The organism is uncultured Kordia sp. (genome assembly GCF_947496985.1).
GTDB lineage: Bacteria > Bacteroidota > Bacteroidia > Flavobacteriales > Flavobacteriaceae > Kordia.
In genome coordinates this window covers 114,412-140,489 of record NZ_CANMEZ010000006.1, presented here as the reverse complement: position 1 = coordinate 140,489, position 26,078 = coordinate 114,412, and the positions used below count along the sequence as shown (strand labels likewise).

The 26,078-nt window shown below is 31.8% G+C and carries 27 protein-coding genes; 8 read left to right on the top strand and 19 right to left on the bottom strand.

The genetic code is table 11. From position 1 onward, the window contains the following. Position 1 precedes the first annotated feature (1 nt). From Q0828_RS16200 to Q0828_RS16160, 9 genes are all read right to left on the bottom strand, one after another. On the bottom strand, positions 2-1,447 hold the full coding sequence (locus tag Q0828_RS16200; protein WP_298423390.1) for a DUF3526 domain-containing protein: 1,446 nt from the start codon (positions 1,445-1,447) through the stop codon (positions 2-4). Between the two features lie 4 nt (positions 1,448-1,451). After that, entirely contained in the window at positions 1,452-3,950 is a 2,499-nt protein-coding gene (locus tag Q0828_RS16195) for a TonB-dependent receptor (protein WP_298423387.1), read from the bottom strand. Positions 3,951-3,979: 29 nt separating this feature from the next. Then, positions 3,980-4,672, bottom strand: coding sequence for an ABC transporter ATP-binding protein (locus Q0828_RS16190; RefSeq protein WP_298423384.1), 693 nt, complete (start codon positions 4,670-4,672; stop codon positions 3,980-3,982). Between the two features lie 839 nt (positions 4,673-5,511). Further along, the gene (locus tag Q0828_RS16185) at positions 5,512-6,936 is read right to left on the bottom strand and encodes a DASS family sodium-coupled anion symporter (protein ID WP_298423381.1); all 1,425 of its coding nucleotides are present in this window, start codon (positions 6,934-6,936) and stop codon (positions 5,512-5,514) included. A 146-nt stretch (positions 6,937-7,082) separates the two neighbouring features. Further along, the gene (locus Q0828_RS16180) at positions 7,083-7,730 is read right to left on the bottom strand and encodes a hypothetical protein (RefSeq protein ID WP_298423378.1); all 648 of its coding nucleotides are present in this window, start codon (positions 7,728-7,730) and stop codon (positions 7,083-7,085) included. A gap of 12 nt (positions 7,731-7,742) precedes the next feature. Further along, on the bottom strand, positions 7,743-8,186 hold the full coding sequence (locus Q0828_RS16175) for a hypothetical protein (protein WP_298423375.1): 444 nt from the start codon (positions 8,184-8,186) through the stop codon (positions 7,743-7,745). A gap of 12 nt (positions 8,187-8,198) precedes the next feature. Then, a complete protein-coding gene (locus Q0828_RS16170; protein ID WP_298423370.1) occupies positions 8,199-8,837 on the bottom strand; it encodes a hypothetical protein in 639 nt (212 codons plus the stop codon). A 70-nt stretch (positions 8,838-8,907) separates the two neighbouring features. After that, positions 8,908-9,735, bottom strand: coding sequence for a universal stress protein (locus tag Q0828_RS16165; RefSeq protein ID WP_298423367.1), 828 nt, complete (start codon positions 9,733-9,735; stop codon positions 8,908-8,910). Between the two features lie 69 nt (positions 9,736-9,804). After that, on the bottom strand, positions 9,805-10,647 hold the full coding sequence (locus tag Q0828_RS16160) for a universal stress protein (RefSeq protein WP_298423362.1): 843 nt from the start codon (positions 10,645-10,647) through the stop codon (positions 9,805-9,807). 155 nt (positions 10,648-10,802) lie between these two features. Between Q0828_RS16160 and Q0828_RS16155 the strand changes: the two genes are divergently transcribed. The 5 genes from Q0828_RS16155 to Q0828_RS16135 all read left to right on the top strand — a co-directional run bounded on the left by Q0828_RS16155 (position 10,803) and on the right by Q0828_RS16135 (position 15,216). Continuing rightward, complete coding sequence (locus Q0828_RS16155; protein ID WP_298423359.1) at positions 10,803-11,216, top strand: hypothetical protein; 414 nt, start codon at positions 10,803-10,805, stop codon at positions 11,214-11,216. Between the two features lie 10 nt (positions 11,217-11,226). Then, the gene (locus Q0828_RS16150; RefSeq protein WP_298423357.1) at positions 11,227-13,194 is read left to right on the top strand and encodes a heavy metal translocating P-type ATPase; all 1,968 of its coding nucleotides are present in this window, start codon (positions 11,227-11,229) and stop codon (positions 13,192-13,194) included. A 65-nt stretch (positions 13,195-13,259) separates the two neighbouring features. Continuing rightward, entirely contained in the window at positions 13,260-13,715 is a 456-nt protein-coding gene (locus Q0828_RS16145) for a pyridoxamine 5'-phosphate oxidase family protein (protein WP_298423354.1), read from the top strand. Positions 13,716-13,881: 166 nt separating this feature from the next. After that, the gene (locus Q0828_RS16140) at positions 13,882-14,676 is read left to right on the top strand and encodes a DUF6544 family protein (RefSeq protein WP_298423351.1); all 795 of its coding nucleotides are present in this window, start codon (positions 13,882-13,884) and stop codon (positions 14,674-14,676) included. A gap of 99 nt (positions 14,677-14,775) precedes the next feature. Beyond that, positions 14,776-15,216: a nucleoside deaminase gene (locus tag Q0828_RS16135; RefSeq protein ID WP_298423348.1), complete on the top strand. Its 441-nt coding sequence runs from the start codon at positions 14,776-14,778 to the stop codon at positions 15,214-15,216. 38 nt (positions 15,217-15,254) lie between these two features. On the opposite strand, the gene Q0828_RS16130 is transcribed toward Q0828_RS16135, so the two are convergent. The 3 genes from Q0828_RS16130 to Q0828_RS16120 form a co-directional block, all read right to left on the bottom strand. After that, positions 15,255-16,640 (bottom strand): exonuclease domain-containing protein, encoded by a 1,386-nt coding sequence (locus Q0828_RS16130; protein ID WP_298423345.1) that lies wholly within the window; start codon positions 16,638-16,640, stop codon positions 15,255-15,257. Positions 16,641-16,643: 3 nt separating this feature from the next. Further along, positions 16,644-17,414 carry a LexA family transcriptional regulator gene (locus Q0828_RS16125; RefSeq protein WP_298423343.1) on the bottom strand — a complete coding sequence of 257 codons (771 nt, stop codon included), beginning with the start codon at positions 17,412-17,414 and terminating at the stop codon, positions 16,644-16,646. Between the two features lie 95 nt (positions 17,415-17,509). Next, the gene (locus Q0828_RS16120; protein WP_298423340.1) at positions 17,510-17,926 is read right to left on the bottom strand and encodes a lysozyme inhibitor LprI family protein; all 417 of its coding nucleotides are present in this window, start codon (positions 17,924-17,926) and stop codon (positions 17,510-17,512) included. 152 nt (positions 17,927-18,078) lie between these two features. Here Q0828_RS16120 and Q0828_RS16115 point away from each other — a divergent pair, with 152 nt between their 5' ends. Beyond that, positions 18,079-18,222, top strand: coding sequence for a hypothetical protein (locus tag Q0828_RS16115; RefSeq protein WP_298423337.1), 144 nt, complete (start codon positions 18,079-18,081; stop codon positions 18,220-18,222). A gap of 283 nt (positions 18,223-18,505) precedes the next feature. Continuing rightward, positions 18,506-18,655, top strand: a complete 150-nt coding sequence (locus Q0828_RS16110; RefSeq protein WP_298423334.1) for a hypothetical protein — start codon at positions 18,506-18,508, stop codon at positions 18,653-18,655. Between the two features lie 87 nt (positions 18,656-18,742). Here Q0828_RS16110 and Q0828_RS16105 read toward each other — a convergent pair whose 3' ends face one another. The 3 genes from Q0828_RS16105 to Q0828_RS16095 all read right to left on the bottom strand — a co-directional run bounded on the left by Q0828_RS16105 (position 18,743) and on the right by Q0828_RS16095 (position 21,645). Continuing rightward, the gene (locus tag Q0828_RS16105; protein ID WP_298423331.1) at positions 18,743-20,308 is read right to left on the bottom strand and encodes a M28 family peptidase; all 1,566 of its coding nucleotides are present in this window, start codon (positions 20,306-20,308) and stop codon (positions 18,743-18,745) included. 218 nt (positions 20,309-20,526) lie between these two features. Then, positions 20,527-20,841, bottom strand: a complete 315-nt coding sequence (locus Q0828_RS16100) for a hypothetical protein (protein ID WP_298423329.1) — start codon at positions 20,839-20,841, stop codon at positions 20,527-20,529. A 24-nt stretch (positions 20,842-20,865) separates the two neighbouring features. Then, positions 20,866-21,645, bottom strand: a complete 780-nt coding sequence (locus Q0828_RS16095) for a DUF3108 domain-containing protein (RefSeq protein ID WP_298423326.1) — start codon at positions 21,643-21,645, stop codon at positions 20,866-20,868. A 133-nt stretch (positions 21,646-21,778) separates the two neighbouring features. Between Q0828_RS16095 and Q0828_RS16090 the strand changes: the two genes are divergently transcribed. Next, a complete protein-coding gene (locus Q0828_RS16090; protein WP_298423324.1) occupies positions 21,779-22,321 on the top strand; it encodes a hypothetical protein in 543 nt (180 codons plus the stop codon). A 405-nt stretch (positions 22,322-22,726) separates the two neighbouring features. Here Q0828_RS16090 and Q0828_RS16085 read toward each other — a convergent pair whose 3' ends face one another. The 4 genes from Q0828_RS16085 to Q0828_RS16070 all read right to left on the bottom strand — a co-directional run bounded on the left by Q0828_RS16085 (position 22,727) and on the right by Q0828_RS16070 (position 26,014). Then, complete coding sequence (locus Q0828_RS16085; protein ID WP_298423321.1) at positions 22,727-23,101, bottom strand: DUF423 domain-containing protein; 375 nt, start codon at positions 23,099-23,101, stop codon at positions 22,727-22,729. 19 nt (positions 23,102-23,120) lie between these two features. Continuing rightward, entirely contained in the window at positions 23,121-23,510 is a 390-nt protein-coding gene (locus tag Q0828_RS16080; protein ID WP_298423318.1) for a heavy-metal-associated domain-containing protein, read from the bottom strand. Between the two features lie 76 nt (positions 23,511-23,586). Next, complete coding sequence (locus Q0828_RS16075) at positions 23,587-25,290, bottom strand: efflux RND transporter periplasmic adaptor subunit (protein WP_298423315.1); 1,704 nt, start codon at positions 25,288-25,290, stop codon at positions 23,587-23,589. Between the two features lie 4 nt (positions 25,291-25,294). Continuing rightward, the gene (locus Q0828_RS16070; RefSeq protein ID WP_298423312.1) at positions 25,295-26,014 is read right to left on the bottom strand and encodes a heavy-metal-associated domain-containing protein; all 720 of its coding nucleotides are present in this window, start codon (positions 26,012-26,014) and stop codon (positions 25,295-25,297) included. Positions 26,015-26,078 lie beyond the last annotated feature (64 nt).

Genomic DNA, 26,078 nt, shown 5'->3' with positions numbered 1-26,078 from the left:
ACTAAATAATTTTAAAACGGTTAGAAAACTTTGTGATAAATATAATAGTGAGTAATAGCCAGATTATCAATGCAATGATTGCTGTAATTTGATTGAATATAGTATCAGCTATTGATACATATTCATATGAAAACGTTGGCGCTGATTTCCAATACGATTTGTCTACTACATTAATTTTTCCTTCGCTACTTTTTGCTTTATTACTAATGAATTTCATTTGTAAATCATTCAAGTATTGCGATTGTTGATATCTGTACTTTTCTGTTTGAGACAAAAAATGAGTGTAGGTATAAAAATCAGTTCCTGATAAACTCATCGATAGATTTTTAATTGCTAAATACGGATTTATCAGCACTAAATTATCCGTAATACTGTTTTGATGCTCATAAGTTTTAATCAATTTTTTATGTTGATCGTTATAAATGAGAGCGGTTTGTTTTTCTCCCTTACTCATTATAAAACCACTATAATTAAAAGGCAAATCTTTTACATCGGTTACGTTGTTTGCCTTCAATACAGAATCTCTCACCGCATTAAAATAAGGATCATCAGGATTGTGACTGTCGCCTTGTTTTGTTACTTCTTCCTCAATAACAGCTTTAAACTCAATCTTTGAAAGGTTAGGGTATAAGGAGTTTCCAATGACTTGAGCGGTTTTAGGAATGATGATGAAAAATAGCAACCAACCAGCCAACAAACTCAATAAAGCCCTGTTAGAATTTATACTTTTAGCAGAAACGATAACCGTAATACAACATAAAGTCATGAAGAAGATGATATATCCAATACTAATTAATATTGATCTAACAATGATTGCACTATTCATAGTATGATTTTCTATGAATGAAATGCTCCACAAAGCAAGTAACGATGGTAAGAAAAAAAGTGTTGAGAGAAGAAACAAACCAAGTGCTTTGCCTAACAGTACTTTATTTAGTGGCGTACCTTGTATGTAAATTATTTTAAGTGTACCATTTTCTCTTTCAGCAGTAATGGAAGCATAGCCGATAAAAAATATAATCAAAGGTAAGATCAATTGTAAAAGCATTGCAATATTCAAATCTCCAAAACGCACCAATCCGGTAGATAAACTAGCTTCCGAAAAGTTTGCTGTATTTTGTCGATGTGCTTCTAAAAAAATAGAATTTCCTGTATAACTTTCTATTCCTGAGTCAAAAATGCGCAAAGGATGTTGAGCACGAAAAGCAAATGTGCCAAAATGCGCCATTCTGTGCGGATGTTTATCAGGATTCTCTTCCCAACTCTTTCTAGACGATTCTTGATGATGTTCTACGACATGATGATTTGCTTCATACGCATTCCAACCTGAAATAGTAACATATGCTAAAACAGCAAGAAACAGCGATAACAGTACAAAAAGACCTTTGGTATAAAAGGTCTTTTTGAAAAACTGTGTTCCAATTAGAATGATAGCATTATTTTTCATTCAATTAAAATTTGTAGGTTGCATTTAGCAATACATTTCTTGGTGCACCAGGACCTAATCTAGACGGATTTAAACCACCTAGCCAATATGTTTTATTAAATAGGTTATTTAACTTCAGTGTCAATTGAATTCCTGTATTATTTGGTTTGTAATATACAGCAGCATCAAATACGGTGTATGATGGTAGAAGTACTCTATCAATAGAATAGGTAGGATTGTACCACGTAAACCTTTCGTCTACATATTGCGCACCAAAACCAACTCCAATGCCTTTTAAAGTCGTATTCATAAAATCATAACGTCCCCAAAAATTAGCATTATGTTTCGGTGCTCCTCCAATACGTTCGCCAATAAATTCTTCTACAGCATCTTCTACAATTTCAGCATCTGTAAAACCATATGAAGCTGTCAATTGAAAGTTTGATGATACGTAACCAGAAATGTCCATTTCAAAACCGCGACTTCTTTGCTCACCTCTTGTGGAGAGATTATCTAAATCATAGGTATCTCCCAATAAGATATTTTTTTGAGTGATGTTAAAAATGGCAAGATTCGCAAATACTTTTCCATTTAAGAATTCTCCTTTTGCTCCAATTTCTATTAAACTACTTTCCAAAGGATCAAATCTACTAGGTGAAGCTGACCAAAAGAAACCTTCCGCAGTTGGTGATAATGAAACGGTGTTGGTATGTGGTTGAAATCCTTCCAAATATGTAGCATACACACTAATATCATTTGTAACTTCATAGGTTAATCCAATTCTCGGTACAAAAGCGCTAGTTTTAAACTCTTGTTCATCTCCTTCATAATTAAATATGTCTGAAAACCATTCATATCGTAAGTTTACTAAGGCTGAAAATTTTCCAATTTTAAATTGATTTTGAATATAGATTCCACTTGAAGTGGTTAAGTTTGCAGGAATTGACAATTCTGCAAGGTTATAACCTGTTGTATTTCTAGCTCCATTAAAAGGATTTTCTAAGTTGAAATGTGGAACCGCAGGTACTGGCATCGTAACACCATCTACAGTCATTTGTTGGAAATTCCCTGGATTACTCGGATCAAAATTTGCTTGTCCGCCATCAACAGTTAAGTATCTTCTAGCACGCAAAAATCCTGCTCCAATTTTTCGTTCCCAACGTGTTGCATCATATCCAACTAGTATTTTATTGGTAATGTTTCCTTTCTCAATATCATAGGTAAAATAGGTGCTAAAATTATCTGTTTCCCAGAATTGTTGCCTTTCATCGTAACGCATACGCGCAAGTGTCGGAATTACATTTCCGTCAATATCAACGGCTGTTCCATCAACTCTATGTTCGGCTAAATCTTCGTCCCAAGTTTGTTTCATGTATTGCGCATTGAAACCAAAATTTTCAGCAAACTTTTTACTAAAATTTGCCATAAAAATGAACTCTTTGTTTTTATAATGATCGCTAGATGCACCTACATTTCTTGTAATTGGCGTGCTATTCAAATCAAATTCACCATTAATAGCACCAAAAATTGGCTGTCCTCTGTCTAAATTACCTTCAGAATCACTGTAAATCATTTCTACATTAAGAGAAGTATTATCGTTTGGGATATAACTCAACGATGGCGAAATTAAAAGTGCATTATTGTTTACAACATCTCTAAACGAGTCTGCCTCTTGAAAAGCAGCGTTAAAACGATATAATAATGTTTTTGATTCGTTTAATGGACCTGTAAAATCGGCTGTAGCTCTAATGGTTCCAAAACTTCCTGTCGATAAAGAAACTTCACTGCGCTTTTCTAACAATGGTTTTTTAGTAACCATATTTACGGTTCCTCCAGGATCTGCGCTTGAAAAAGTAACAGATGATGGTCCTTTAATCACTTCTACACGTTCTAAGTGTGATGTTATGGGTTGTAAAAAATAATATTGACGTGTACGCATTCCGTTTAATACTTGTCCGTCGTCAGCTTGCGTAATACCACGAATGTTATAATGATTGTACAATCCAGTTACGGAAACATTACTCACTGTTTTCACGGCATCTGGTAATTGAAAAGCCAATCGATCTGCGATGAGCTCTTTAGTAACAGTAGCAACAGCTTGTGGCAATTCTTTATTTTGAATGGCTACTTTAGTTGCAGAGAACGAATATTCACTGTTGTAATCATTTCGTTTTCTACCAATAACTTCTACAGATTGCATGGCTTCAAGAGATTCTTTTAATACAAGTGAACCTAGATTTAATGTTTGATTTGCTTTTATATCAACAGATTGTGTGTAGTTGTCAAACCCTACATATGTAATTTTTAAAGTATAGGTTCCTGCGTTTGCGACTTCCATACTAAAATTTCCTTCCGTATCAGAAGTTGTTCCTTTTTGTTTTTGCGAATCACTTGTTATGATAATATTGGCTCCTAAGATTGGAGTATTTTTTTCATCCAAAACTTTTCCTGTAAGTTTAGATTGGGAGAAACCGAATTGTATTGCTAGTAATAAAATAGCAAATACGCCCTTTTTTAAATTCATTTGGTTCGTTATTAAATTGATTAAATTGATTAAATTGTTTTGATGTATAAATCTTGTAGTTCTTGCGCTGAAATTTTAGCTGTTTCAGTTGTATGTACTAAGGTTCCTTCTCGCATGATCCCTATTTTAGAACCAATGTTTACAGCATTAAAAATGTCATGCGTAGCCATTAAAATTCCAACACCATTTGCGGATAACTCTTTGCATATTTCTGCAAATTCTACAGAAGCTTTTGGATCTAAACCAGAAGTAGGTTCATCCATGAGAATATAAGATGCATTTTTTGCCAAAGCGATTGCAATACCTACTTTTTGACGCATTCCTTTTGAGTATGTATCTAGTTTTTTTTGATGCGCATCTTCTTGTAAATTGGCTCGCAGTAAAAAATCATTGAGCTCTTCTTTTGAGTAAATAAATCCAGCGAGTCGACTAAAGAAATCTAAATTTTCAAGACCTGATAAATTGCCATATAATTGGACAATTTCTGGAATATAGGCAATGCGATTTTTTGCGAATTTATTATCCTTTGTCGAATGATTATCAATCAAAGCTTCTCCAGAAGTTGGAGTGATCAATCCTAGAAAGATATTAATAGTTGTCGTTTTACCTGCTCCATTTTGCCCTAATAGGCAAAAGATTTCTCCAGGAGCAACAGTAAAACTCAAATCCTTGATAGCCAATGTATCGTCATAACGCATACATAGCTTGTTTGCTTGTAACATACAAGAGTGATTTAAAGTTATAAAGTTTTATGAGGGTTGCCTTGATCGTAAAGGAAATCTTAACGAAAAACCTGTAAATTCAAAGTGATTTCGAGTATTACAAAAACATGTACAATCGTCACTAGTGGATATTTTCAAATATCACTATGAAACAATTATTTAGTGTTTTTAAATGTTTTGTAAACTATATATTGTAAGTAGGAGGAGATCTTGATTTTTTCCTCAGCGGTATAAAAGAAAGTAATTGTTTTTCTGTGTCAGAAATGCGTACTGAAATTTCAAGAGGACTCATCAATGAATATACTATAGACTCCTGTTGGGTATAGTCTAATTTTAAGTAAGTCTGACAATAAAAACAAGTTTTTGTAGAATCTGAATCTTCACTAAACTTTGTGATTTTAGACGAAAATATATACGCATCATCTTTATGTTCCAATGAATGCACAAACGAAGTAAGATGATTCATAAAAATGATCATCAAAAAAACTAGACTTATTACTTTTTTAAAATATGCCAATACTTCTATTTGTAGATTGGTCGCAAAGTACTAGATATTTTCATAAAATGCAACACAGTTGCAATACTATTTTGGATTGAACAGTTTTTAGTTTATCAAAATCAAATTGATAGAAAAAAATATGGAACGATTTTTTAGTTACAGAGGATAATTTAAGAGTATGAATATTAAGTTTCGCCAAAGTGTTTTTAGTACTTTGTTTTTATGGATTTAATAGTTTTAAATTATAAACTGATTAGCTTACAATGATTGTTTTTATTTTGCTAATTATTTGTAATATATGTGCAGAAAATAATTTATATGAAAACTATCCAAACAAGCTTTACATCTTAAAAATTAAAGGGATAATAAACTGAAAAAATAGGACTAGTAAAATGATTGAAATAATGTTTAATAAAAAACCAGCACGTGCCATTTGAGCTACTTTTACATGTCCGCTAGCAAACACAATAGCATTTGGAGGTGTAGACATTGGCAACATAAATGCACAGCTAGAAGCCATTGTTACCGGAATTAATATATGTAAAAGATCTATGTTTAATCCGATAGCGACACCTGCAACCATTGGTGCAAAAATGGCAACTAAAGCAACATTACTCATCAATTCGGTCATAAATAACATAACGGTAATTAGTATGCTACCAATAAGTAGAATGCTCAGCATTTTGTTATCGCTTACAGCAGTTCCTATCATATCAATAATGCCTACATTGGAAAGTCCGCTAGCCAATGCAAGTCCACCACCAAATAATATTAAAATTCCCCAAGGTAGTTTTTTGGTATCTTCCCAAGCTAAGATTGTTTTGTTGTTTTGTATTGCTGTAAAACAAGCAAATGCAGCTATCATGCTAATTGTTGTATCTGTTAGTGATAAAGCAGGAAAGAGACTATTTATATAGTTTTTACTAATCCAAAGTAGAATTGCAAAGATGAAAATGATTAAAACAATTATTTCTGATTTGTTGATTTTCCCCAGTTTCTTCATTTCAAGATCAATTATTTCGTTCGATTTTTCAAAAGAAGCCAAGTTATTTGGATACATAACTTTCGTTAATATGAAATAAATAAAAAACAGCATAATAATCGCAAACGGAATTCCTACAACCATCCATTTTAAAAAGGAGATATTGTAACCGTATTCACTTTCCATAAAACCTGCTAGTACAATATTTGGAGGTGTTCCTATTAAAGTAGCAATTCCTCCAACATTGGCGGAATATGCAATACCAAGCATAATGCTTAAAGCAAAGTTTTTATCTTTTTTAGTAAAACCATCTTCATCATGTATCAACAATTCTATTACAGAATACGCAATAGGAAGCATTACCACCGTTGTGGCAGTATTACTAATCCACATGCTTAAAAATGCCGTGGCGAGCATAAAGCCAAGAATAATTTTATTTGGACTTGTACCTGTGAGTTTTATGATAGATAAAGCAACTCTTCTATGCAGTTTTACTTTCTCTAAAGCCAACGCTAAAACAAATCCACCAAAAAATAGAAAAATAATAGGATGTCCGTAACTTATGGCAACTTCTTTAATAGGCATAATTCCCAATAAGGGATAAAAAGTAAGCGGAATTAATGCGGTAACAGAAATAGAAACCGTTTCGGTAATCCACCATAAAATCATCCATAATGCAACTCCAACCACTTTGTCAGCTTCTGGACTAATGATCTCAAACGGACTAAAGAAAAAGAATAAGCAGATGACAGGACCTAAAACAAGAATTAATTTTTTCTTCATATTTGATAAGATATGGCAAACGATCTGATTCATTTAAAACCTGAATCAATAACCATTATACCTGCAAAATAAAGAAACTAAAACTTTTTTATGTCAAAACTTTAAATTTTATATCGAACCAACTTTATTTATACGTTTTTACAATATTATTGAATGATGTTTGTAGGCGCTTTTAATAGTTTCTCTTCCTCTAGAATAGCAATGGTTAATTTTACATAATCATTTACAGACTTTTCAATAGAAACAGGATCTACAATATTGATATATCCTTTCCAGAGTAATTCTCTTTCTTTTGTTGGACAAATGCAATACATGGAAGTCTCCGAGTTGTAAATGGTGTATTCATCATAATATTCTGGATTGTAGTATATGTCTTGATATTTTACATATTCCTCAGCAAAACCTCTGTAGGTTTCTTTTCGATTGTGATACGTGTTTTTGTACGCTATTTTATCTTGAACACCAATGACTTTGGAAAGAATAATAGCATCAAAACCTTCTTCTAAAAGCTTTTTTTCTAATACATTGAGTTCTACTTTGGTAACTTTTTTTGTTTTAAAAGTAGGGTATGATACGTCTAAACTTGCTATAGCTTGCACACCACGAAGTTCAAATTCTTGTTTCAACTGTGTTTCATACTTTTTTCTAGCTTCTTTGTTTGAAGTTAACCCAATAATTAACACCTTTTGAGGTTCATAATACTCTATATCTGGGTTTTTCCAATAGTCTACCAAATCTGTGCTTGTACAATTGACAAAAAATAAACTAATTAGAATTAAAAATAATCGTTTCATAAGGATAGTTTTTTAATGATTCTTATCAAATAATAATCTAAGTTTTTCTTCTTTTTTAAGATCTTTTATGATGTCAAATATTTGTGTTTTTAACATGCGATAATTTTTGAAGAATTCATGAGTTTCCACTTTTAAACCTCTATGAGTCTCTTTATAGATTTTTTCATCTTTAGGCTGATCTATTCCATCTACCATAATTTTAAGATCTTTTTCATGTGTTTGTACAGCTTCAATAAGATTGTTATTGCTTCGTTGCGATCTGTTAAGCACATCTATAATTTCTTTTTCATTAGAAAAAATATCTAATTCAGATAATTGCATAGAAAATGTGTGTAATAAATTTTCAAAAAAGAAGTGTTCATCTTTTATAAAATTCAATTCAGATAACCATTGAAGAGAATCTCTATGCATTTCTTCTGAACTCAACCATTTTATATAGTTTATATGTATTTCCATAATTTTTAGGTTTTACTTCGTTAGTGATGAAATTAAATTTTGTGTTTCTAACTTATTGACTACAAGTTTTACATATCGATTTACCGTTTTATCAATAGATTTTGGATCAACGACTTCGATATATCCTTTCCAGAGTATTTCTCTTTCTTTTGTTGGACAAATACAATATACCGTAGTTTCTAAATGGTATATTTTGTACGCATCGTAATAGTCTGTATTGAAGAAAAATTGCTGAGAAGAAATGTAGTCTTCTTTAAAATTTTGAGTTGTTTTGGCATCATTATAATGCGTTTTTTTATACTTGACTCTATCTTCCGTTCGAATGATTTTACTAAAAATAATAGTATCAAATCCATTTTTAATCAGCTTTTGTTCAACAGAATTCAGTTGTTCTTCAGACTGTTTAGTAGTTTTAAAATCTGCATCCAAAAAATTCATACTAATCACAGCTTCCAAACTACGTTGTTTTAAAGCTTTCTGAAGTTGTTTTTCAAATTGAAATCGCGCTTCTTCATGTGATGTGAGCCCAACAATAAACACCTTTGTTGGTTCGTATAAATCAATCTCAGGATTTTTCCAATCTTTAGTAAGTTTTATACTTGAACAACCTTCTAAAAGGAATAAAATGATAATACATATAAGACGTTTCATTTGTAAAACTTTGGGTTTAAATTTTAATTCATTGAACAGGATTTTGCTTGACTATCAGACATATATCAACTTACTCAGGAATAACTAAGAATGGTATAGTAGGCTGAAAACCTATTTTTTTAATGACAGGTTCACGTGTAATTCTTTCAATAAAACTGTGTGAATAATAGATCATAGCTAAGATGTCTATTTCAAGTTCGTCTATAAAGTTGGTAATTCCTTCTGCTTTACTAGTATAATCTGGAATCCAATGGAAACTACATTCATAATCAGTTAAATACTGTTGTAATGTGTTGTAATTATTTTGTTGAGTTTCCGTTAATTTTTCGTTTTCATTAATATGTACAACTCTAATTTTAGAACCATACAAATCAGCTAATCTTTTTAAATAATGCAATTCTTTTGCATCACAATTTCTATTAAAATCTGTTGGAAACGCAATCTGTTTAGGTGTTGTAAAACTATATGCATCAGGAATCATCAATAACGGACAGCTTTTAATCTTTTTAATAATTTTAGTCGTATTGCTTCCAAAGAAAATTTCTTTAGCTCCTGTAGCACCTTTTGTTCCCATAATAACCAAGTCAATTTTATACTTATCAATGGCAGTTTCTACGGCATCCGACAATTCTCCAATATTTAAAACAACTTCAAATTCATGATTCGAATTCTTCGTTTCTCCTTCTAATTTCGTTTTCAAGTCCAACAAATCTTTCTTGGCATTATCGCGCATGGTTGTGAGCAGTTTATTAGAAAAATTAGAAACTCTTGAAGCTGTTAATTTCGTAGCGTTTAAAAGATAAAATGTACATGTTTCGTTCACATATAGCTGTAAAGCATATACAATGGCACTCCAAGCATTCTCTGAAAAATCGGTTGGTAAAAGTATTTTTGTCATGATAATTTTGCTTAAATAATTATAGTAAATGTAGCATTAAAATAGATCGTTAAAAATGATATAAATCAGTTATTCCTTTGCAGGAATGACTAAAAACGGAACATCTACGCGAAAACCTATTTTATTAATATTTGAACCAAAGAATAAGTTTTCAAAAAACGATTGTTTGTTATTAATCATTGCTAACAAATTGATGTCTTTTTCCGATTGACATTCCATAATAGCGTCAACAATATTTTTATCGTAAACAGTATTAAAATCAGAAGTTATATCTTTAAAATAATTTGCTAACTTTTGTCTATTTTCATCTTGTTTATGCGTTAATTGATAAGTGTAGGATACATGGAAAAACTGTAGCTCTGAGTTATATAATTCCACGATATCTTTAATAGTTTGCAACTGCTTTTCTTGAAAATCAATTTCATAATCTGAAGGAAATAATATTTTATTAGGTGTTACAAACGTATAATCATTCGGAATTGCCAATAAAGGACATTTTGCACTTTTAATTACATGCACCGTATTTGATCCAAATAAAATTTGATCTATACCGCTAGCACCTTGTGTTCCCATCACAATTATGTCCATTACTTTTTTCTCATACAACTCTTCAATTTCGGAACTAAGTATGTTAAAAGCGGCTCTCCTTGTAAACGTATGTTTTGGATTATTGAATTCAGCTTCAATTTTTTGTTGTACTTCTCGAAGTCCTTTTTTAGATGTATCTCGCATGGCATCCAATAAACCGTATTGTGCCACACCAACTTCCATATATTCAACTCTATATACAACAGGTGTAAATGTGTTTAATAAAATAAATTCGCATTCTTGATCTTTAAATAATTGAACAGCATATCTAATAGCATTCAATGAATTATCTGAAAAATCGGTAGGTAAAAGTATTTTTTTCATAAGAATATTTTTAATTAAAAGATTACTTTAAAAGTACAAGCTAGGCTAGTTAAAAACTATGATATAGATCATGTTTGATGTATAAGAAGAAGCTGATTTATATCATTGAAAAACAGTTTAGAAGGTGTTAGATTTGTTATTTAACACAATTACAAATGGATGTAACAAAACAAACAGCAGCGGTATTCTATCAGCATTTAGGAAAATTGTTTTATGCAATTGCATCGGCAGATAAAAAAATAAAGAAAGAAGAATTTGAAGCCATGAAAAAGGCGATTTCTTTATTAAGCTTACGCGAAAACTTACATATAACGAATACATCAACTGATATTGAACATTATATAAGTACAACCTTTAAAATACTGTATTTTGATAATGTAAGTGCAGAAACCTGTTTTGACGATTTTGTAACTTTTAAAAATAAACATGAAGCTTTATTTACGGAATCTATAAAAAATACGATTCTAAAAATTGCGGGTAAAATAGCATGCAGTTTTTCTGATGTGAATAAGTCAGAATTGATATTATTAGCAAAACTCAGTCTCGAATTAAAAAAAGCATCTTCATAACGACTTATATATGTCAAACCATACACACAAAATAGCTTCACAATATCTTATTTTTGGTAAAAAAACAGAACTCTATTTTGCTTTGTTATGTGGTTTTTTTTTGTTCATAGGTTTTTTGATAGAAAGATTGGCTAATATTCCAGATCTTATTTATAAAATAATATATGCTATTTCGTATTTATTTGGTGGTTGTTTTGTGAGTATTGAAGCTTTTCATAAGTTAAGAAAAGGAGGATTTGATATCGATTTCTTAATGATTGCTGCTGCAGTTGGAGCTATATACATTGGAAGTTGGGCAGAAGGCGCATTGTTATTATTTTTATTCAGTTTTGGACATGCATTAGAACATTACGCGATGCATAAAGCTAAAAAATCAATTGAGGCATTAGGTAACTTATCTCCGAAAATTGCACTAGTAAAAAGAAATGGAAAACTAGAAGAAACTCCAGTAGAAAAGCTAATGCTTAAAGATGTAATAGTAATAAAACCCAATACAAAAATTGCCGCTGACGGTGTTGTTATAAATGGAAGTACAAGTGTGAATCAGGCACCAATTACAGGAGAAAGTATTCCTGTAGATAAAGAAAGTATTTCAACCATAAAACGCTTGCCAAAATTTATTGAAATTGATAAAAAACATACTGTATTTGCAGGAACCATTAATGGAGACAATAGTATAGAAGTATTGGTGTTAAAACTTAGTAAAGATTCTACCGTTGCTAGATTAATTACAATGGTAAACGAAGTAGAAACTCAAAAGTCACCTACACAACGTTTGACTAAAAAGTTTGAAAAATGGTACGTTCCAATTGTGATACTGATGGTTTTCTTATTATGTTTTGCATATATAGTAATCAACGAAACTTTTGAAGAAAGTTTATACAGAGCTATTACGGTTTTAGTAGCTGCAAGTCCTTGCGCATTAGCAATTTCGACACCAAGCGCTGTATTAAGTGGTATTGCACGAGCAGCCAAAAAAGGTGTTCTAATAAAAGGAGGGAAAGCATTGGAAAACTTAGGTTCCATTACAGCAATTGCTTTTGATAAAACAGGAACGCTTACAGAGGGAAAACCAACACTTAAAAATAGCATTCCATTATATGATTTTGAGCTATCAGAACTTGTCAAAATAGTACTAGAAGTGGAAAGTTTAAGTAATCATCCATTAGCAAAAGCAATTGCAAAAAATATTAAAAAGCAGTACAAAATTGAAACTGAAGACAAAGCTTCTAATGTAAAAGCAATTCAAGGAAAAGGAATCACAGCAATTTATAACAATCAAAAAGTATGTATAGGAAATATAAAACTGATGCAAGATGCAGGAATAAAAGTTGATACGTTGATACATTCCAAAATGAAAAGCCTACTAAAAAAAGGAGAAACGGTGATGTTAGTTGCGTATCAAAATGAAATTAGGGGAATTATTAGTGTGATGGACGTTCCACGAAAAACTGCAAAAAATACTATCAAACAATTAAAAGAAACAGGCATTAAATTTATGATTATGCTTACCGGTGATCATCAAAATGTTGGAGAAGCTATTGCAAAAGAAATAGGACTTTCAGAAGCAAAAGGAAATTTACTCCCCGAAGCTAAAGTTGTTGAAATAAAAACATTATTACAGCAACATAAAAAAGTAGCAATGGTTGGCGATGGTGTCAATGATGCACCTGCAATGGCTTTAAGTACTGTAAGTGTTGCTATGGGCGCAGCTGGAAGTGACGTTGCTTTAGAAGTTGCAGATGTGGCATTAATGTCTGATAAAATAGAAAATCTCCCATTTGTATTTGGCTTAAGTAAAGCTTCAAAACGAATTATAAAACAAAACATTTGGATCAGCTTAGGAATGGTTGTTTTTTTAGTGCCTATTACAATTTTAGGACTCACAAATATTGGAATAGCTGTTTTACTTCATGAAGGATCAACCATTATCGTAGTGCTAAATGCATTGCGTTTGCTACGATATGAAATGAAGTAGCTGATCAATATCATATTTTTAAAGTGATGTAATCTATACTTTAGTATCAAATTCAAACGTATATTATGATTAAGATACTTACTGAAACAGAAAGCTATAAAATTTTAGAATCAAACTACATTGGTCATTTAGCATATCTCTACAAAAATAGACCGTTTATTGCGCCAATTACCTACTATTTTGATAAAGAACGCAATATAATTATTGGATATTCTGCAGAAGGACATAAAATAACCGCAATGCGAAAAAATAATGTGATCGCTATGGAAGTTTCTGAAATTGATTCTGTAAATCACTGGAATAGTACAGTCGTTCATGGTACTTATGAAGAATTGGAAGGAAGCACAGCTAAAGCATATTTACACGATTTTTCATTAGGTGTAAAAGATTTAATCATAAAGAAAGAAAATAGAAAGTTAGATTTTATCAATCAATTTTCAAGTAAAATATACAAAGACGATTTCCCTGTGATTTTCTTAATCAAGATTGATGAAATTACTGGACGAATACGAAGAAGTTAACCTCTGTTTTAATCAGCCTGCTATGCATCATTCCAACAGAAAATATATCTTAATAATTGCTATTTGTATACTGTTATTCATCGTTCAAATTTTAATTATTTTATTTTGGAAAGATTATAAATTTTTGACATTCCTGAATATGATTTTCGTATTTACAATATGTTGTATGTATGCAAATTACCGTTTTTTTGATATGACGCAGAAAGAATCTAAACAACTCTTTGTAGCTACAAAAAAGGCAGAAAAACCTATTATTAAAGAAGCAGCTATTGCAAATCTTCCGTCTATTGTACAAAAATGGTTACGAACTTCAGGAGTAATTAATAAAGAATACATTTCTTATGTACGTTTAAAACAAAAAGGAAGAATGCGTACAAAACCTTATGGAACCTGGATGTCTTTTAATGCGCATCAATATTTTAATACTTCAGATATTTCCTTTGTTTGGACAACAAAAGTAAAAGTATTTCCGTCAATATATTTGAACGGGCGTGATAAATTAGTTGAAGGAAAAGGAGCTATGCTCATTAAATTAGTTTCGTTAATTCCAGTTGTAATTGAACGTGAAAATCATCAAATCAATGCAGGAGCAATGATTCGTTATTTGGCAGAAATTTGTTGGTTTCCTTCGGCTGCATTACACGACGCTATTTCATGGGAAACTATCAATAAAACATCAGCAAAAGCTATATTGACAATACAAAATGTTTCTGTTTCAGGAATTTTTAGATTTTCAGAAGAAGGAAAAATAATATCTTTTGAAGCACAACGTTTTTATGGTGGAGCAAAAGAAGCAACACTTGAGAAATGGTGCGTAGAAATGGTTTCTTACACAGAATTCAACGGTATAAAAATACCAAATATCTCTAATGTGATATGGAAACTTAATGAAGGCGATTTCCATTGGTTAACCCTAGAAATTACAGATTTAGAATACAACTGTAACTCATTATATGAATAGCTAAATTTATTTTTCACTTTCTGTTTTTGAAATAGTATCATTTGTGAATCTATTTTAAAATAAATATCTTCAACTTTACATCATGAAAATACAATTAACATGCAAGATACATTTTTGAAAGAAGCTATAAAAGAAGCAAAAATAGGACTGAATGCAGGAGGAATTCCAATAGGAAGTGTATTGGTTCACAATGGAAAAATATTGGGAAAAGGACACAATAAAAGAGTGCAAGATGGAAGTGTTGTATTGCATGGTGAAATGGACGCCTTAGAAAATGCAGGCAGGCAATTGGCTTCCGTGTATAGAGAATCTGTAATTTACACAACGCTTTCACCATGTCCAATGTGTACAGGTGCTATTTTGTTATATGGAATCCCAAAAGTTGTTGTTGGAGAAAACAAAACATTCATGGGAGCAGAAGAGCATTTGCGCGCTAATGGAGTAGAAGTTGTTGTTGTAAATGATGAAGAATGCATTGCTATGATGGCAGATTTCATTAAAAATCGACCTGAACTTTGGAATGAAGATATTGGTGTTTAATCTTTCGTCTTCTTAAAATTTCTAAAATCAGTTAGTGCCTAACAAGCAATAGTTGTAATATTTCTATTGTTTGAAGCTGCACTGAATAACACTTTTTTTAGAATACGTTGTACATCTACATTGTCTTTTTGTTTAATTAAATGATCTTCCAATTCATCAGTATGACTTATTTGTAAATCGTGCCCAATGAAACCATAACCTAAATATAGACCATTCTTTACGATGATAAATGCTTCTTCTTCTGAAGTGCGTCCTGTTTCTTTAATAACAACATTTTTAGAAGCATTTCGTGTGTGATCAATGGCTTTGTCTACACGTTCATTATAAGTAGTTACAGCTTCTTCATGTTTGCAAATACCTTTGCAGGTTTCTAATAAAAAGTGCGAACATTCTGAAACGCGTTCTTGTAAATGACAATATTTTGGACATAAATCAAATTGCATGCATAAGCTTTCTATATAGGTTCTACAATCGCGAACATTATAAAATGTAATGATCGGATTCGGAATCATTTTAGCATCATTTATTGCCAAATGTTTAACGCCACGGCGATCAGAATATTCAAAAATGGCATATCTTTTTGGTGTTCGTTTTGAAGCCGTATTATATATTGGATAATAATGTTTGATAGCAGCATCTTCCATTAATAATGCCACCAATTCACTTCCTGATAATTCAAAATCAATATCAGCTGTTTCTCTGCATAAATCGAGTTCTTTTTGTGCTTTGTTGTAAAAATGGCTTAATACGCGTTTTTGTATATTTTTTGCCTTTCCCACATAAATTATCTTGCCTTTTTTATTCTTAAAATAGTATATACCAGGTTTAGTTGGTAGTGCTTCAAAAATGTTACTAGGCAAGTGTGGCGGTAATGTAGCTTCTTTAGAGGTACGTTTTAAAAACTTTTGAAATGTTTCTTCTGCGTTTTCTTGCGCAAGCAATAATTGAAATAATATAACAGTGGCAGCGGCGTCTCCACGCGCTCTATGTCTATCAGAAATATGTATGTCCAATGATTTGCATAATTTTCCTAAACTATACGATTTTAGACCAGGAATTAAACTTCTTGATAACCGAACAGTACATAGTTTTTTTCGTCTAAATTCAATATCAATGGCTTTGAATTCGTTTCGAATTACATTGTAATCAAAATTTACATTATGCGCTACAAAAATGGTATTCTCAGTAATGTTCAATACATCTTTGGCAATTTCTGCAAATGTAGGTGCATTAGCAACCATTGCATTATCAATTCCTGTTAATGCGGTAATATGTGCAGGAATGTATGCGTTCGGATTTACAAGTGAAGTGAATTCGTCTACAATTGTAGTTCCATCAAACTTAAAAATAGAAATTTCTGTAATTTGATTGCTACGTCCTGTAGTTTCAACATCAATGATAGTGTAGGTTGGGTTTTTTAACATGAGTTACGACATTTTACGAACGGCTTCTAATTCTACTTGTAATTCTCTAAACATGGTCATAATACTGCTTAGTTTCAATTCTTTTTCATCATATTCTTGTGTGTTAATACAGCAAGTAAATTCCCAAACTTCTAATACTTCTTGAATAGGAACTTCATACGGATCATAAGTTTTGTTATCACTACTGAGTAATAAGGTTTGCTTTTCTGCGATCTGATTGTACACACGTTTGTAGACCAAACCATCACTTTTGGTCAATACAATATAAGTACGTCCGTCTTTGATATCTCTTACATCATCTACAAATTTAGCTACGATATACGCACCATCTTTTACAGGTAGCATAGAATCTCCTTTGATGGGAAATGCTCTGTGCGTTCCTGTTGGTAAAAACGGTAATTTTATTTTTTGTAATTGTTCAATGTATTCTGGATCGGCATAACCGGCTAAGTAACCAGCAGAAGCTTTTGTGGGAATGATTTCGATGAGTTCTTCGTCGTTATCATTTACAGAAATCGGAAATAGTAAACGTTGATTTCCAATTTGCATAAAAGATGATTCTTTTGATTGAGATAAATCGTTTTTGACTAATATATCAATAGGTAATTTGAAATAGTCAGAAATGTCAATTAAACGATCAATTGGCGGTTCGGAGCGACCTTCTTCGTAGGAACCTACCATGGAACGTGTCCAACCTAATTCTTGCGCAAAGCGTTCCTGCGAGAATTTCTTTAATGAACGAAGGTGTTTTATGTTGATTTGAATATTTTTCATAATACAGAATGTTATAAATCAGTATTACTACAAATATAAGTAAATATTGCTACAAATAAAGGTTTTTGTGTAAATCCTTGAAAGTACTAGTGTTATTACTCTTCAAGTTCTTCGTAAAACGCTACTAAATACAGGACACGTTCTCGAAGTTGTCTCTTTTCGTAACTCGCAGCAGCAGCCATTGCTAAGCTTCCACCTTGGTAATTTTTTCGATAGTAAGAATGATAAAACGAAACATCTGATTTATGAAATGCTTCCCACTTTTTTTGTGTTTCTTCAAATAATGCTACATCTAAATGTGAAGATTTTGCTTTTATTTGGTTCAATACTTTGATTAGTTCAAGTTTCCATGCTTTAAGAGCTTTTTGTTCGCACTGAATACTTCCAATTGTAGTTGGTACTGCATTTTGAAGACATTTGCTATTTTCAACATCAATAGGATGTCTTTTTTCTTGGCTGAAGCTATAGAATGATATTGTAAAAAAGAGGAGGAGCAACCATGTTTTTTTCATGACTAGAATCATATTTGATTTTCAATGATAGAAAGATACGTTTTTATGAGTGAAGTAAAGTATGTTTTTCATTGTATGTTAAGAACGGTTTTCCTGTAACGTACTATCAATTGTATTTACTAGCTTTAGTTTATAACCAAAATCTTTATACCATGAAAAAAAAGCAATTAAACACATTGAATTTGAACAAGCAATCCATTTCAACTTTTGATCCATCAAAAATAAAAGGAGGCGGACACACTCAATTGGCTACAAATTGTCCTACCAATTGTATTTCATGCCATGATCCGAGGTAAAATTTATTAGTTTTTATTTCACAAAAAAAGCGAACTTCATAGTTCGCTTTTTCAATATATAAATTTCATTTATGTTTAACTAGTGTTTACAATAACTAAAATCTAGGTTGAATCTTCCTCATCATTCAATGTAAATTCAACACTATTCACTTGAAAATCTTTCCAAGCACTCGGATCAATTGGCCAACTATCAATTATATCATAATCTTTATTTATAAAATAGGGTAACAAAATTAGTTTACAAGGACTTCTGAATATATTATTAATTTAAAGACATATCATTATGAAAAAAAGTAAACTTAAAAAATTGGCAATAGGAAAAGAAAGTATCGTAGCATTGAATACTGTTTTTGGAGGAGCTTTACCAACAACACAACAGTCTACAGTTGTTAAGGTTACAAAAGAAGGAGTACTTTGCAAGTTAAAACTTTAAGAAGTTTATTGCTTAAAAAGAAAACTTAGTAAAAAGAAAAAGCTTCCATTATGGAAGCTTTTCTGATTTTTATATATGTTGTAAAAACTATTTCGTTTCTGTCGCTTTGTCTACAACTACTTTATTTTCTCTATTTGCCAATTCCCATGCAGTATAGAATACCAAACGCGTACGATTTGTCAATAGGTCGTAATTGATTTTTTCAACTGTATCTGTAGGCTTGTGGTAATCGTCATGTGTTCCATTAAAATAGAAAATTACTGGAATGTTATTCTTTGCAAAATTGTAATGATCAGAACGATAGTAATAACGATTTTTATCGTTTTCATCATTAAAAGTATAATCTAATTCAATGTTAGTATATTTTGCGTTGGCAGCTTCTGAAATTTCGTGTAATTCAGTACTTAATTTATCTGATCCGATTAAATAAATATAGTTACGATCACCTTCTTTACGTTTAGGATCGATACGTCCAATCATGTCAATATTCAAATTTGTAACGGTATTTTCTAATGGGAAAATAGGGTTGTAATCTGTATAATATCTTGAACCAAGTAATCCTTTTTCTTCTCCTGTAACATGTAAAAATACAATTGAACGTTTAGGTCCATTTCCTTCAGCTTTTGCTTTTTTAAAGGCTTCTGCTATTTCAAGAATGGCTACAGTACCAGATCCGTCATCATCAGCACCATTATATATTTTTCCATCTTTAATACCTTCATGATCTAAATGTGCTGAAATGATAATGTATTCATCAGGTTTTTCATCTCCTTTAATAATTGCGGCAACATTTTCAGAGTTGATCTCATTAATTTCATCAGCAATAGTAAGTTTTGCATTTATAGAAATATTTTTTGCTGTAGCATCGTCAATAATAGTAGGGTTGATAGCTTTGGCTAGTTCTGTATTTACAAAATAATAGAAGAAATCATTTTTATCATTACTTTTTAGTTTCATTCGTCCACCTTTCTTTACATATGGAAGTTGTGCTTTAAAACGTGGATAATCATCTTCAACATAAAAGAAAAGACCTTTTACTTTGTTCTCTCTAGCGGCATTAACTTTAGAAGCCATTTCTTGACGTAAATAAGCAGACCATTTCGTAGGCTCTTCCGTTCCAGAAATAATATACGTTCCGTCTGCATTTTTGGGTTCACCAAGTTTAATTAATACAACTTTCCCTTCTAAGTTTTTTCCTTTATAATCAGAATATTTCTCATCGTCAACTCCATATCCAATATATTCAATTTCAGAAATATTTTTTATTCCTTTATCATTTGCAGCAAAAGTTAAAAACTGATCTTCAAATAAATACTCTTTTCCATTAAGAGTCAATTCCGATTTTAAATCGCTTCCTTTTACTAATGGAACATTTTGAAAATAGTTTCCATCCTTTTGTGCAGCAGCAATATCAAGATTTTTGTACTCATCTCTTAAATAGGCAACCGCTTTCTTTTGTCCTGGAGCACCAGTATCTCTTCCTTCAAATTCATCAGAAGCGTACGTATATAAATGTGTTTTAAGTTCGGCTTCTGTAATCGTTTCACCATAAGGTACAGGATCAAGATTTTTAGTCATTTTTTTGTCCGTGGCTTTGTAATTTGTGCCACATCCCATAATGACTAAAAGGGCTAAGGATGCTAATTTTTTCATCTATTTTAAGTTATATTAAATATTGTAGTGTATTTAGAGTTATAACATTATTCCAAATAAACTATTTTTAGGATGTCCAAAAGTACTGAAAACCAATACGTATTTTAGTTATAGATTTCTTAAAAAAGTGTGAAAAACTTCACTTTTTCGCAAAAAAAAAGCCTATCAGTTACATTTCTGATAGACTTTTGTAAGATTTTTAGTTCGGTTATTTGTTTTTACTCAATACCTTCTATTTCTTCTAAATCTTTTTCTTTTTGTTTTTCTTCTTTTTCTACCTGCTCTACATCATTAGCTACTTTTTGTTCTTTAAATAGATTCATTGTAGTGATGGCTCCAGCCAAAAATGACAGAGCAATAATTAATTTCGGAACGCTTTCACGCATTCCTTTTTTTCGTGAAAGTACTAAGGCAGCACCTCCTAAAATTAAACCAGCTACTACAGGAATATAGGCAAAGCTTTCTATGATAAAAGAAAGCAGAAAACCTAACACTGCAGCAATACTTCCTAGTATAATACAAAATGTTCTCATGTTTTTTTCTTTTGGTTTTATGGTTTAGTTGGCAACACCAACAGCTTTTGTTAATTGTAGTGTTCCGCTTCCAATAGGAATGGTAAATCTTGCTTGGACAGGAATTTTATTAGCATCAGCAGTTAGCCAAAGTGTACCAGATTTTAAGAAATCACCCGAAGTAAGTACCTGTAATTTATAACATTCTTTACTTCCTAAGTTTCCTGCATTTATGGTTTCTTTTCCAACAAATTTAATCGTGATAGGCGTTTCCTGTCTGTCAAATAATATTTTAAAAGTTTTCGTGTCACCCACTTTAGCATTTGCAATTGGCAAATTTCTCAAATTGTATAGTGTAGATACGACATCCATAGCTCGGTTACTGAAACTAAAGTTTTTATCCTGAACCCAGTCTGTCCCGTTTCCTCTACGTTTAGTTTGTGTACTCTTTATTGTTTTATTTTTTTGATTATACACATACTTCATCTTCTTTTTATAGCCACCTTCTTGTATGTCTCTTCTATATAATAAAGGCAATAACGAAGAACGACTTACATAAGATTCGTATACGTCTCTAATTCTAAAAAAAGCATCAAACTTTTTAAAGGTACTTGCGCGACATTTAAAATGATAAAGTGTATTTTTCTTTGTTTTTACTTCTGAAGTTTCCATGGTTACCTGTGCAAGTTGAGTCATAAAGCCCGACATGTTATAGGATGCCGTAAAGGTGAGCTTTTCTCCATCTTTAAAAGGTATTGTTTGTTGTGCCGTAACTGTAAATTGAAACAGGTATGACATCACCAATAAGCATACGATCTTTTTCATATTCCGTTATTTAGTTCTTTATTTATTCGATAGTATAACGCACAGTTAAACACTTATTGTGCCAAACAAATATTTACGTTAAAATATCTTTATACATTTTGTAGCTTTGGCAAAAATACATGATTCGAAACTAGTGAAGAAATTTATATACCACAAACGTAACTTCTTTAGAAATACATATTGTGTTTTTATAGCTGTTGATATGAGCACTTTAGCAGATAAAACTCCAGATTATGTAAGTAGATCAGGTAGTCAATATTTCTACGCAGAAGAAGGTGTATACCGTATTTCATCACATTGGGGAAGAGCTGCAACTTGCAAATGGCGTTTGCAAACTGATGCTTCAAACTTTCGAAATGGGAGCAAAGCAGGTTTTGCCAAATGGACTCATTTTTATAAAGATAATGAAGTAGAAAAACTGTATTTTATCCAAAAGAGTTTATTTACACAGAAATACGAGTATTATCATAAAGATGAACCAATTTATACACCTGATTATGTCTTACGAACTGCTGGAGAAACTCGTAAAATATTACGCCAGCTCAAAGTAATTACTACTGAAACCAAATGGGCAAAATACATTCCGCATGACGATTTAGAAGATTTGCGAGCATTCCTCATCAATGGACTAATTACTTCCAACAAAACCTTGCAAGAGTTAAAACGCGCCTACTAAATATCCTTTGTAACGTATACAATCTATTAAGTATCTGATAATTCACTGAATTGTCAAGTATAATATTATGAGGTCTCTTTTCTGCGAACTAATTTAGTGTCATTATAAATTTAAAACTATTTATTATGAACACATTCACACAATTAACACAGTATCAAATAGAAAACGATCAACACATTGTTGGCGGTTTCATTGTAGAAGAAATTAGTGGTATATAATTTAAATGATTAAAAACAATCTTTATGAATACATTAGCACAGTTTATACAGTGCTAAATTGAAAATGATCAACATATTGTTGGTGGCTTTATTATAGAAGAAATTGGTGGTATTTAGTATCTGAAAGCGAACTTCGGTTCGCTTTTTCATGTGTTATTTGTAATCACAAACTTCTACTTGAAGTATATTACAAAAAAGAAACGCCTAAAAGTATCCATCCGATTACGAGCAATAATCCACCAAGTGGTGTAATTGGCCCAAGAAAGCGCAGTTTTTTTCCTTTCGCACTGCTAATACATAAGCCATAAATACTAAAAGAAAACAGAAATATGCCTACTATAAAACACCAAACAATCGCTTTTTGTAAGGTTTCTGTAAACGAAAATTGAAAACCAATGACCAACAATACAATTGCATGATACATTTGATATTTTACGCCAGTTTCAAAGCTTTTCAATAATTCTTCTGAAAATGTTTTCTTTAGTGCGTGCGCACCAAAAGCACCAAAAATAATTCCCAATGCGCCATACAAAGCTGCAATTAATAATACATATGTTGTCATGGCGCAAAGGTAAGTTATATTACTGATTCATTTTCTGATTATCATCAAATTTGCAGCATTTTGGTAACTTGTCATATGCCGTTTTATCTCCGGAAGTTTGTTCTGTATCATAACCTGCGGCAGCAATTGCTTTATGAAGGTCTTTTTCATTTGCTTTTGATGCATCATACGAAACGGCGATACTTTTCTTTTTTACATCCCAAGTTGCTTCGGCAACTCCGTCTACTGCTTTAGCTGCTTTTTCAATGGTAGCTTTGCACATACCACAATTGCCACGGACACCAAAATTTGCCATAGCTAATTCTTTACCTTCAACGGTTGTTGTTGGAGTTTCTGTTTTCGTTTCGTTTTTACAGCTAATTACTGTTATGCATACAATTGCAAGTACACTTAAGATTACTTTTTTCATATTTGTTTTTCTTTTGTTAATTTGTTTTATGTATTTGTTAATTCGTTCTTCGTTTATTTAAAAATTCTACCAAAACCTATTTCCCCGCATCTATTACCTTATTCACACTTCCACAGGTTAACATGGCATCTCCAAAATACGGATTTCTAATTTGAGTTTCATCACTTAACCAATACGCACCTTTGTCATTATCTGCCATTGGGCAAAATTGTACCATTAGTGGCTGTTCCAAAGTTTTGAAATTTTCAACAATCGCAATTATATGATCTGAAATTACTTGAAAATGTTTTCGTTGCTTGTCTAATGGTAACAGTTTCGTAATGAATTTTGATGTTTTATGTGGAGTAACCCAATATCCGTCTAATGTTTGTCGCTGTGCAATTGTAAGTTGCTCCAATGCTTTTCGGAATGCTTCTCCTTTTTGAGATGTTAATACAGGATCACTTTTTACAAAAGCATCTTTTAACTCAATATATGCTTTTATAGTGGGTAAAAAGGCCTTTTCTAATGCAGCATCAAATACTAATTTTTTAGTTGGTAGTGTATTCGTTACAGTTTCTTTGGAAGTATTCATCATCGATTTCTTTCCTTGTAATTGCGCAGCAGCATCTACTGTAAATGCGCCGTTTGTAACAATTTCATCGGCTACGGAAAGTCCAGAAAGTACTTCGTAACTATCTGAAGTTGCATTTCCAAGTGTAACTTCTTTGGCTTCAAAAACAGGTTCGTTAGCCGAAGTTTTTATATATACAATTGATCGTTTCCCAGTCCATAAAATTGCCGATTTCGGAATAGTGAGTGCTATGTTTTTAGTTGTTTTATGGGCTAATGTTCCTGTAACAAACATGCCAGGTTTTAATTGTTTATCACTATTATTCAACGCTGCTTTTACCGCAACCGTGCGTGTAGTGGTATTCAATACAGGATCAATAAAGGTAATTTTTGCAAGGATTTTTTCAGTTGGGTTTGCATTGGTTGTAATACTAATTTCGTCTCCTGTTTTCAAACTTGCTAATTGTTTTTCATACGCATCAAAACTTGCCCAAACTGTATTTAAATTTGACACTTTAAACAATGCGCCACCTTCCATAACATGATTTCCTTCTTCTACTATTTTTTCTGTAACCACACCAGAAACACTTGCATAAATTGGAAATTGCGACACTACTTTTTTAGAGGTTTCAATTTGTTGAATTTGTGCTTCAGAGAGTTTCCATAACTTCAATTTATTACGAACCGCTTTATACAATGCAGGTTGTGAAGCTTTCATACGCATTGCTGTAATCAATTCTTGTTGTGTGGTCACTAATTCTGGTGAATATATCAAAGCAATACGTTGTCCTTTTCTAACTTCTTCTCCAGTAATATTTACATAGAGTTTTTCAATGCGTCCGCCAAAATGTGCCGTTTGTGTCGCGTTTGTTTTTTCATTGGCTTCAATAGTTCCTGTCAACTGTAAAGCTGAGCTTTCAGAATTTCCTTTATTAACCTTTGTCGTTTCAATATTGGCTAAAGCCATTGCATTTTCTGACATACGAAATTGATTGGAAGCTAATTCGGTGGTCATTTCTTGTGCAGGAATCAAATCCATACCACAAATCGGGCAATCGCCAGCTTCGGGTTGTTGAATCTGCGGATGCATTGAACAAGTCCACATAGTACTCTTTGTAGTTGTTTCTTCTGTATGTGTATGTTGATGCGTTTGTTCTACCGAAAGGGCAAACTTCCCAATTATAATTCCTACACCAATTAAAATGATATATATGATATATTTTTTCATAATCTTAACTATATAAATTGATTAACATCCAAACCGCCATGACTAGCATAATTGAGTTTTCAATAAACGTAGCTTTGGTCATTGGTAATTTTAAGGCTGTTCCTAAACATGCACATTGAATCGTTTTTTTGTCAAACAATGCTTTGGTTACGCCAATTGTAGTAATTCCTAAAATAATAATTGTGCTAATAAGCGCGATAGGAATTTGATATCTGAATAAAAACAACAATCCAAGCGCAACTTCTATAAACGGATATATCCATGCGTATGCAGGAAGTTGCTTGGCTAACGGATCATACATTTGAAATGATTTTGGAAATCCGGTATAGTCTAAAAACTTAAAAAAGCTAAAGACAATATAAAACAAGCCCATAAAATCGAACATAAATTCTGAAGTTTCCCAAGTATTTAGATTCTTTAAAATACTTGCGGTTGTAATATAAAAGAAGATTAAAAACAATGGAAACAGTTGTTTTATATCGCTTTTCTGAACATTTTCAGGTTGTTCAAAAACGGGTTCAGTATATGCTGTAATAGTATATTTCTCAGGTAACGATGTTTGTAAAGTGTTTATAGAGATTGGCGTAGTAGCATCAATAATTGCTTCGCCACGTTCTAAGTTTACATCTACAGCCGTTACTGTGTCCAAATTCGTTAAAAGATGTTCCACTTTTGCTTTGCAACCGTTGCAAGTCATTCCTGTGATGGTATATGTTTTTTTCATTTCCTTAATTATTGTATTCAACTTTTCTATTTAATAAAATATCTCTACTACACTCCATATGACA

Bases quoted from the DNA above. Each gene is read 5' to 3' on its own strand.
- Q0828_RS16170 (WP_298423370.1), bottom strand. From the start codon at position 8,837: ATGAAACGTCTTATATGTATTATCATTTTATTCCTTTTAGAAGGTTGT.
- Q0828_RS16075 (WP_298423315.1), bottom strand. From the start codon at position 25,290: ATGAAAAAATATATCATATATATCATTTTAATTGGTGTAGGAATTATA.
- Q0828_RS16195 (WP_298423387.1), bottom strand. From the start codon at position 3,950: ATGAATTTAAAAAAGGGCGTATTTGCTATTTTATTACTAGCAATACAA.
- Q0828_RS16130 (WP_298423345.1), bottom strand. From the start codon at position 16,640: ATGTTAAAAAACCCAACCTACACTATCATTGATGTTGAAACTACAGGA.
- Q0828_RS16140 (WP_298423351.1), top strand. From the start codon at position 13,882: ATGTATGCAAATTACCGTTTTTTTGATATGACGCAGAAAGAATCTAAA.
- Q0828_RS16155 (WP_298423359.1), top strand. From the start codon at position 10,803: ATGGATGTAACAAAACAAACAGCAGCGGTATTCTATCAGCATTTAGGA.
- Q0828_RS16100 (WP_298423329.1), bottom strand. From the start codon at position 20,841: ATGAGAACATTTTGTATTATACTAGGAAGTATTGCTGCAGTGTTAGGT.
- Q0828_RS16120 (WP_298423340.1), bottom strand. From the start codon at position 17,926: ATGAAAAAAACATGGTTGCTCCTCCTCTTTTTTACAATATCATTCTAT.
- Q0828_RS16125 (WP_298423343.1), bottom strand. From the start codon at position 17,414: ATGAAAAATATTCAAATCAACATAAAACACCTTCGTTCATTAAAGAAA.
- Q0828_RS16180 (WP_298423378.1), bottom strand. From the start codon at position 7,730: ATGAAACGATTATTTTTAATTCTAATTAGTTTATTTTTTGTCAATTGT.
- Q0828_RS16200 (WP_298423390.1), bottom strand. From the start codon at position 1,447: ATGAAAAATAATGCTATCATTCTAATTGGAACACAGTTTTTCAAAAAG.
- Q0828_RS16095 (WP_298423326.1), bottom strand. From the start codon at position 21,645: ATGAAAAAGATCGTATGCTTATTGGTGATGTCATACCTGTTTCAATTT.
- Q0828_RS16145 (WP_298423354.1), top strand. From the start codon at position 13,260: ATGATTAAGATACTTACTGAAACAGAAAGCTATAAAATTTTAGAATCA.
- Q0828_RS16110 (WP_298423334.1), top strand. From the start codon at position 18,506: ATGAAAAAAAGTAAACTTAAAAAATTGGCAATAGGAAAAGAAAGTATC.
- Q0828_RS16190 (WP_298423384.1), bottom strand. From the start codon at position 4,672: ATGTTACAAGCAAACAAGCTATGTATGCGTTATGACGATACATTGGCT.
- Q0828_RS16175 (WP_298423375.1), bottom strand. From the start codon at position 8,186: ATGGAAATACATATAAACTATATAAAATGGTTGAGTTCAGAAGAAATG.
- Q0828_RS16165 (WP_298423367.1), bottom strand. From the start codon at position 9,735: ATGACAAAAATACTTTTACCAACCGATTTTTCAGAGAATGCTTGGAGT.
- Q0828_RS16135 (WP_298423348.1), top strand. From the start codon at position 14,776: ATGCAAGATACATTTTTGAAAGAAGCTATAAAAGAAGCAAAAATAGGA.
- Q0828_RS16115 (WP_298423337.1), top strand. From the start codon at position 18,079: ATGAAAAAAAAGCAATTAAACACATTGAATTTGAACAAGCAATCCATT.
- Q0828_RS16160 (WP_298423362.1), bottom strand. From the start codon at position 10,647: ATGAAAAAAATACTTTTACCTACCGATTTTTCAGATAATTCATTGAAT.
- Q0828_RS16150 (WP_298423357.1), top strand. From the start codon at position 11,227: ATGTCAAACCATACACACAAAATAGCTTCACAATATCTTATTTTTGGT.
- Q0828_RS16105 (WP_298423331.1), bottom strand. From the start codon at position 20,308: ATGAAAAAATTAGCATCCTTAGCCCTTTTAGTCATTATGGGATGTGGC.
- Q0828_RS16070 (WP_298423312.1), bottom strand. From the start codon at position 26,014: ATGAAAAAAACATATACCATCACAGGAATGACTTGCAACGGTTGCAAA.
- Q0828_RS16085 (WP_298423321.1), bottom strand. From the start codon at position 23,101: ATGACAACATATGTATTATTAATTGCAGCTTTGTATGGCGCATTGGGA.
- Q0828_RS16080 (WP_298423318.1), bottom strand. From the start codon at position 23,510: ATGAAAAAAGTAATCTTAAGTGTACTTGCAATTGTATGCATAACAGTA.
- Q0828_RS16185 (WP_298423381.1), bottom strand. From the start codon at position 6,936: ATGAAGAAAAAATTAATTCTTGTTTTAGGTCCTGTCATCTGCTTATTC.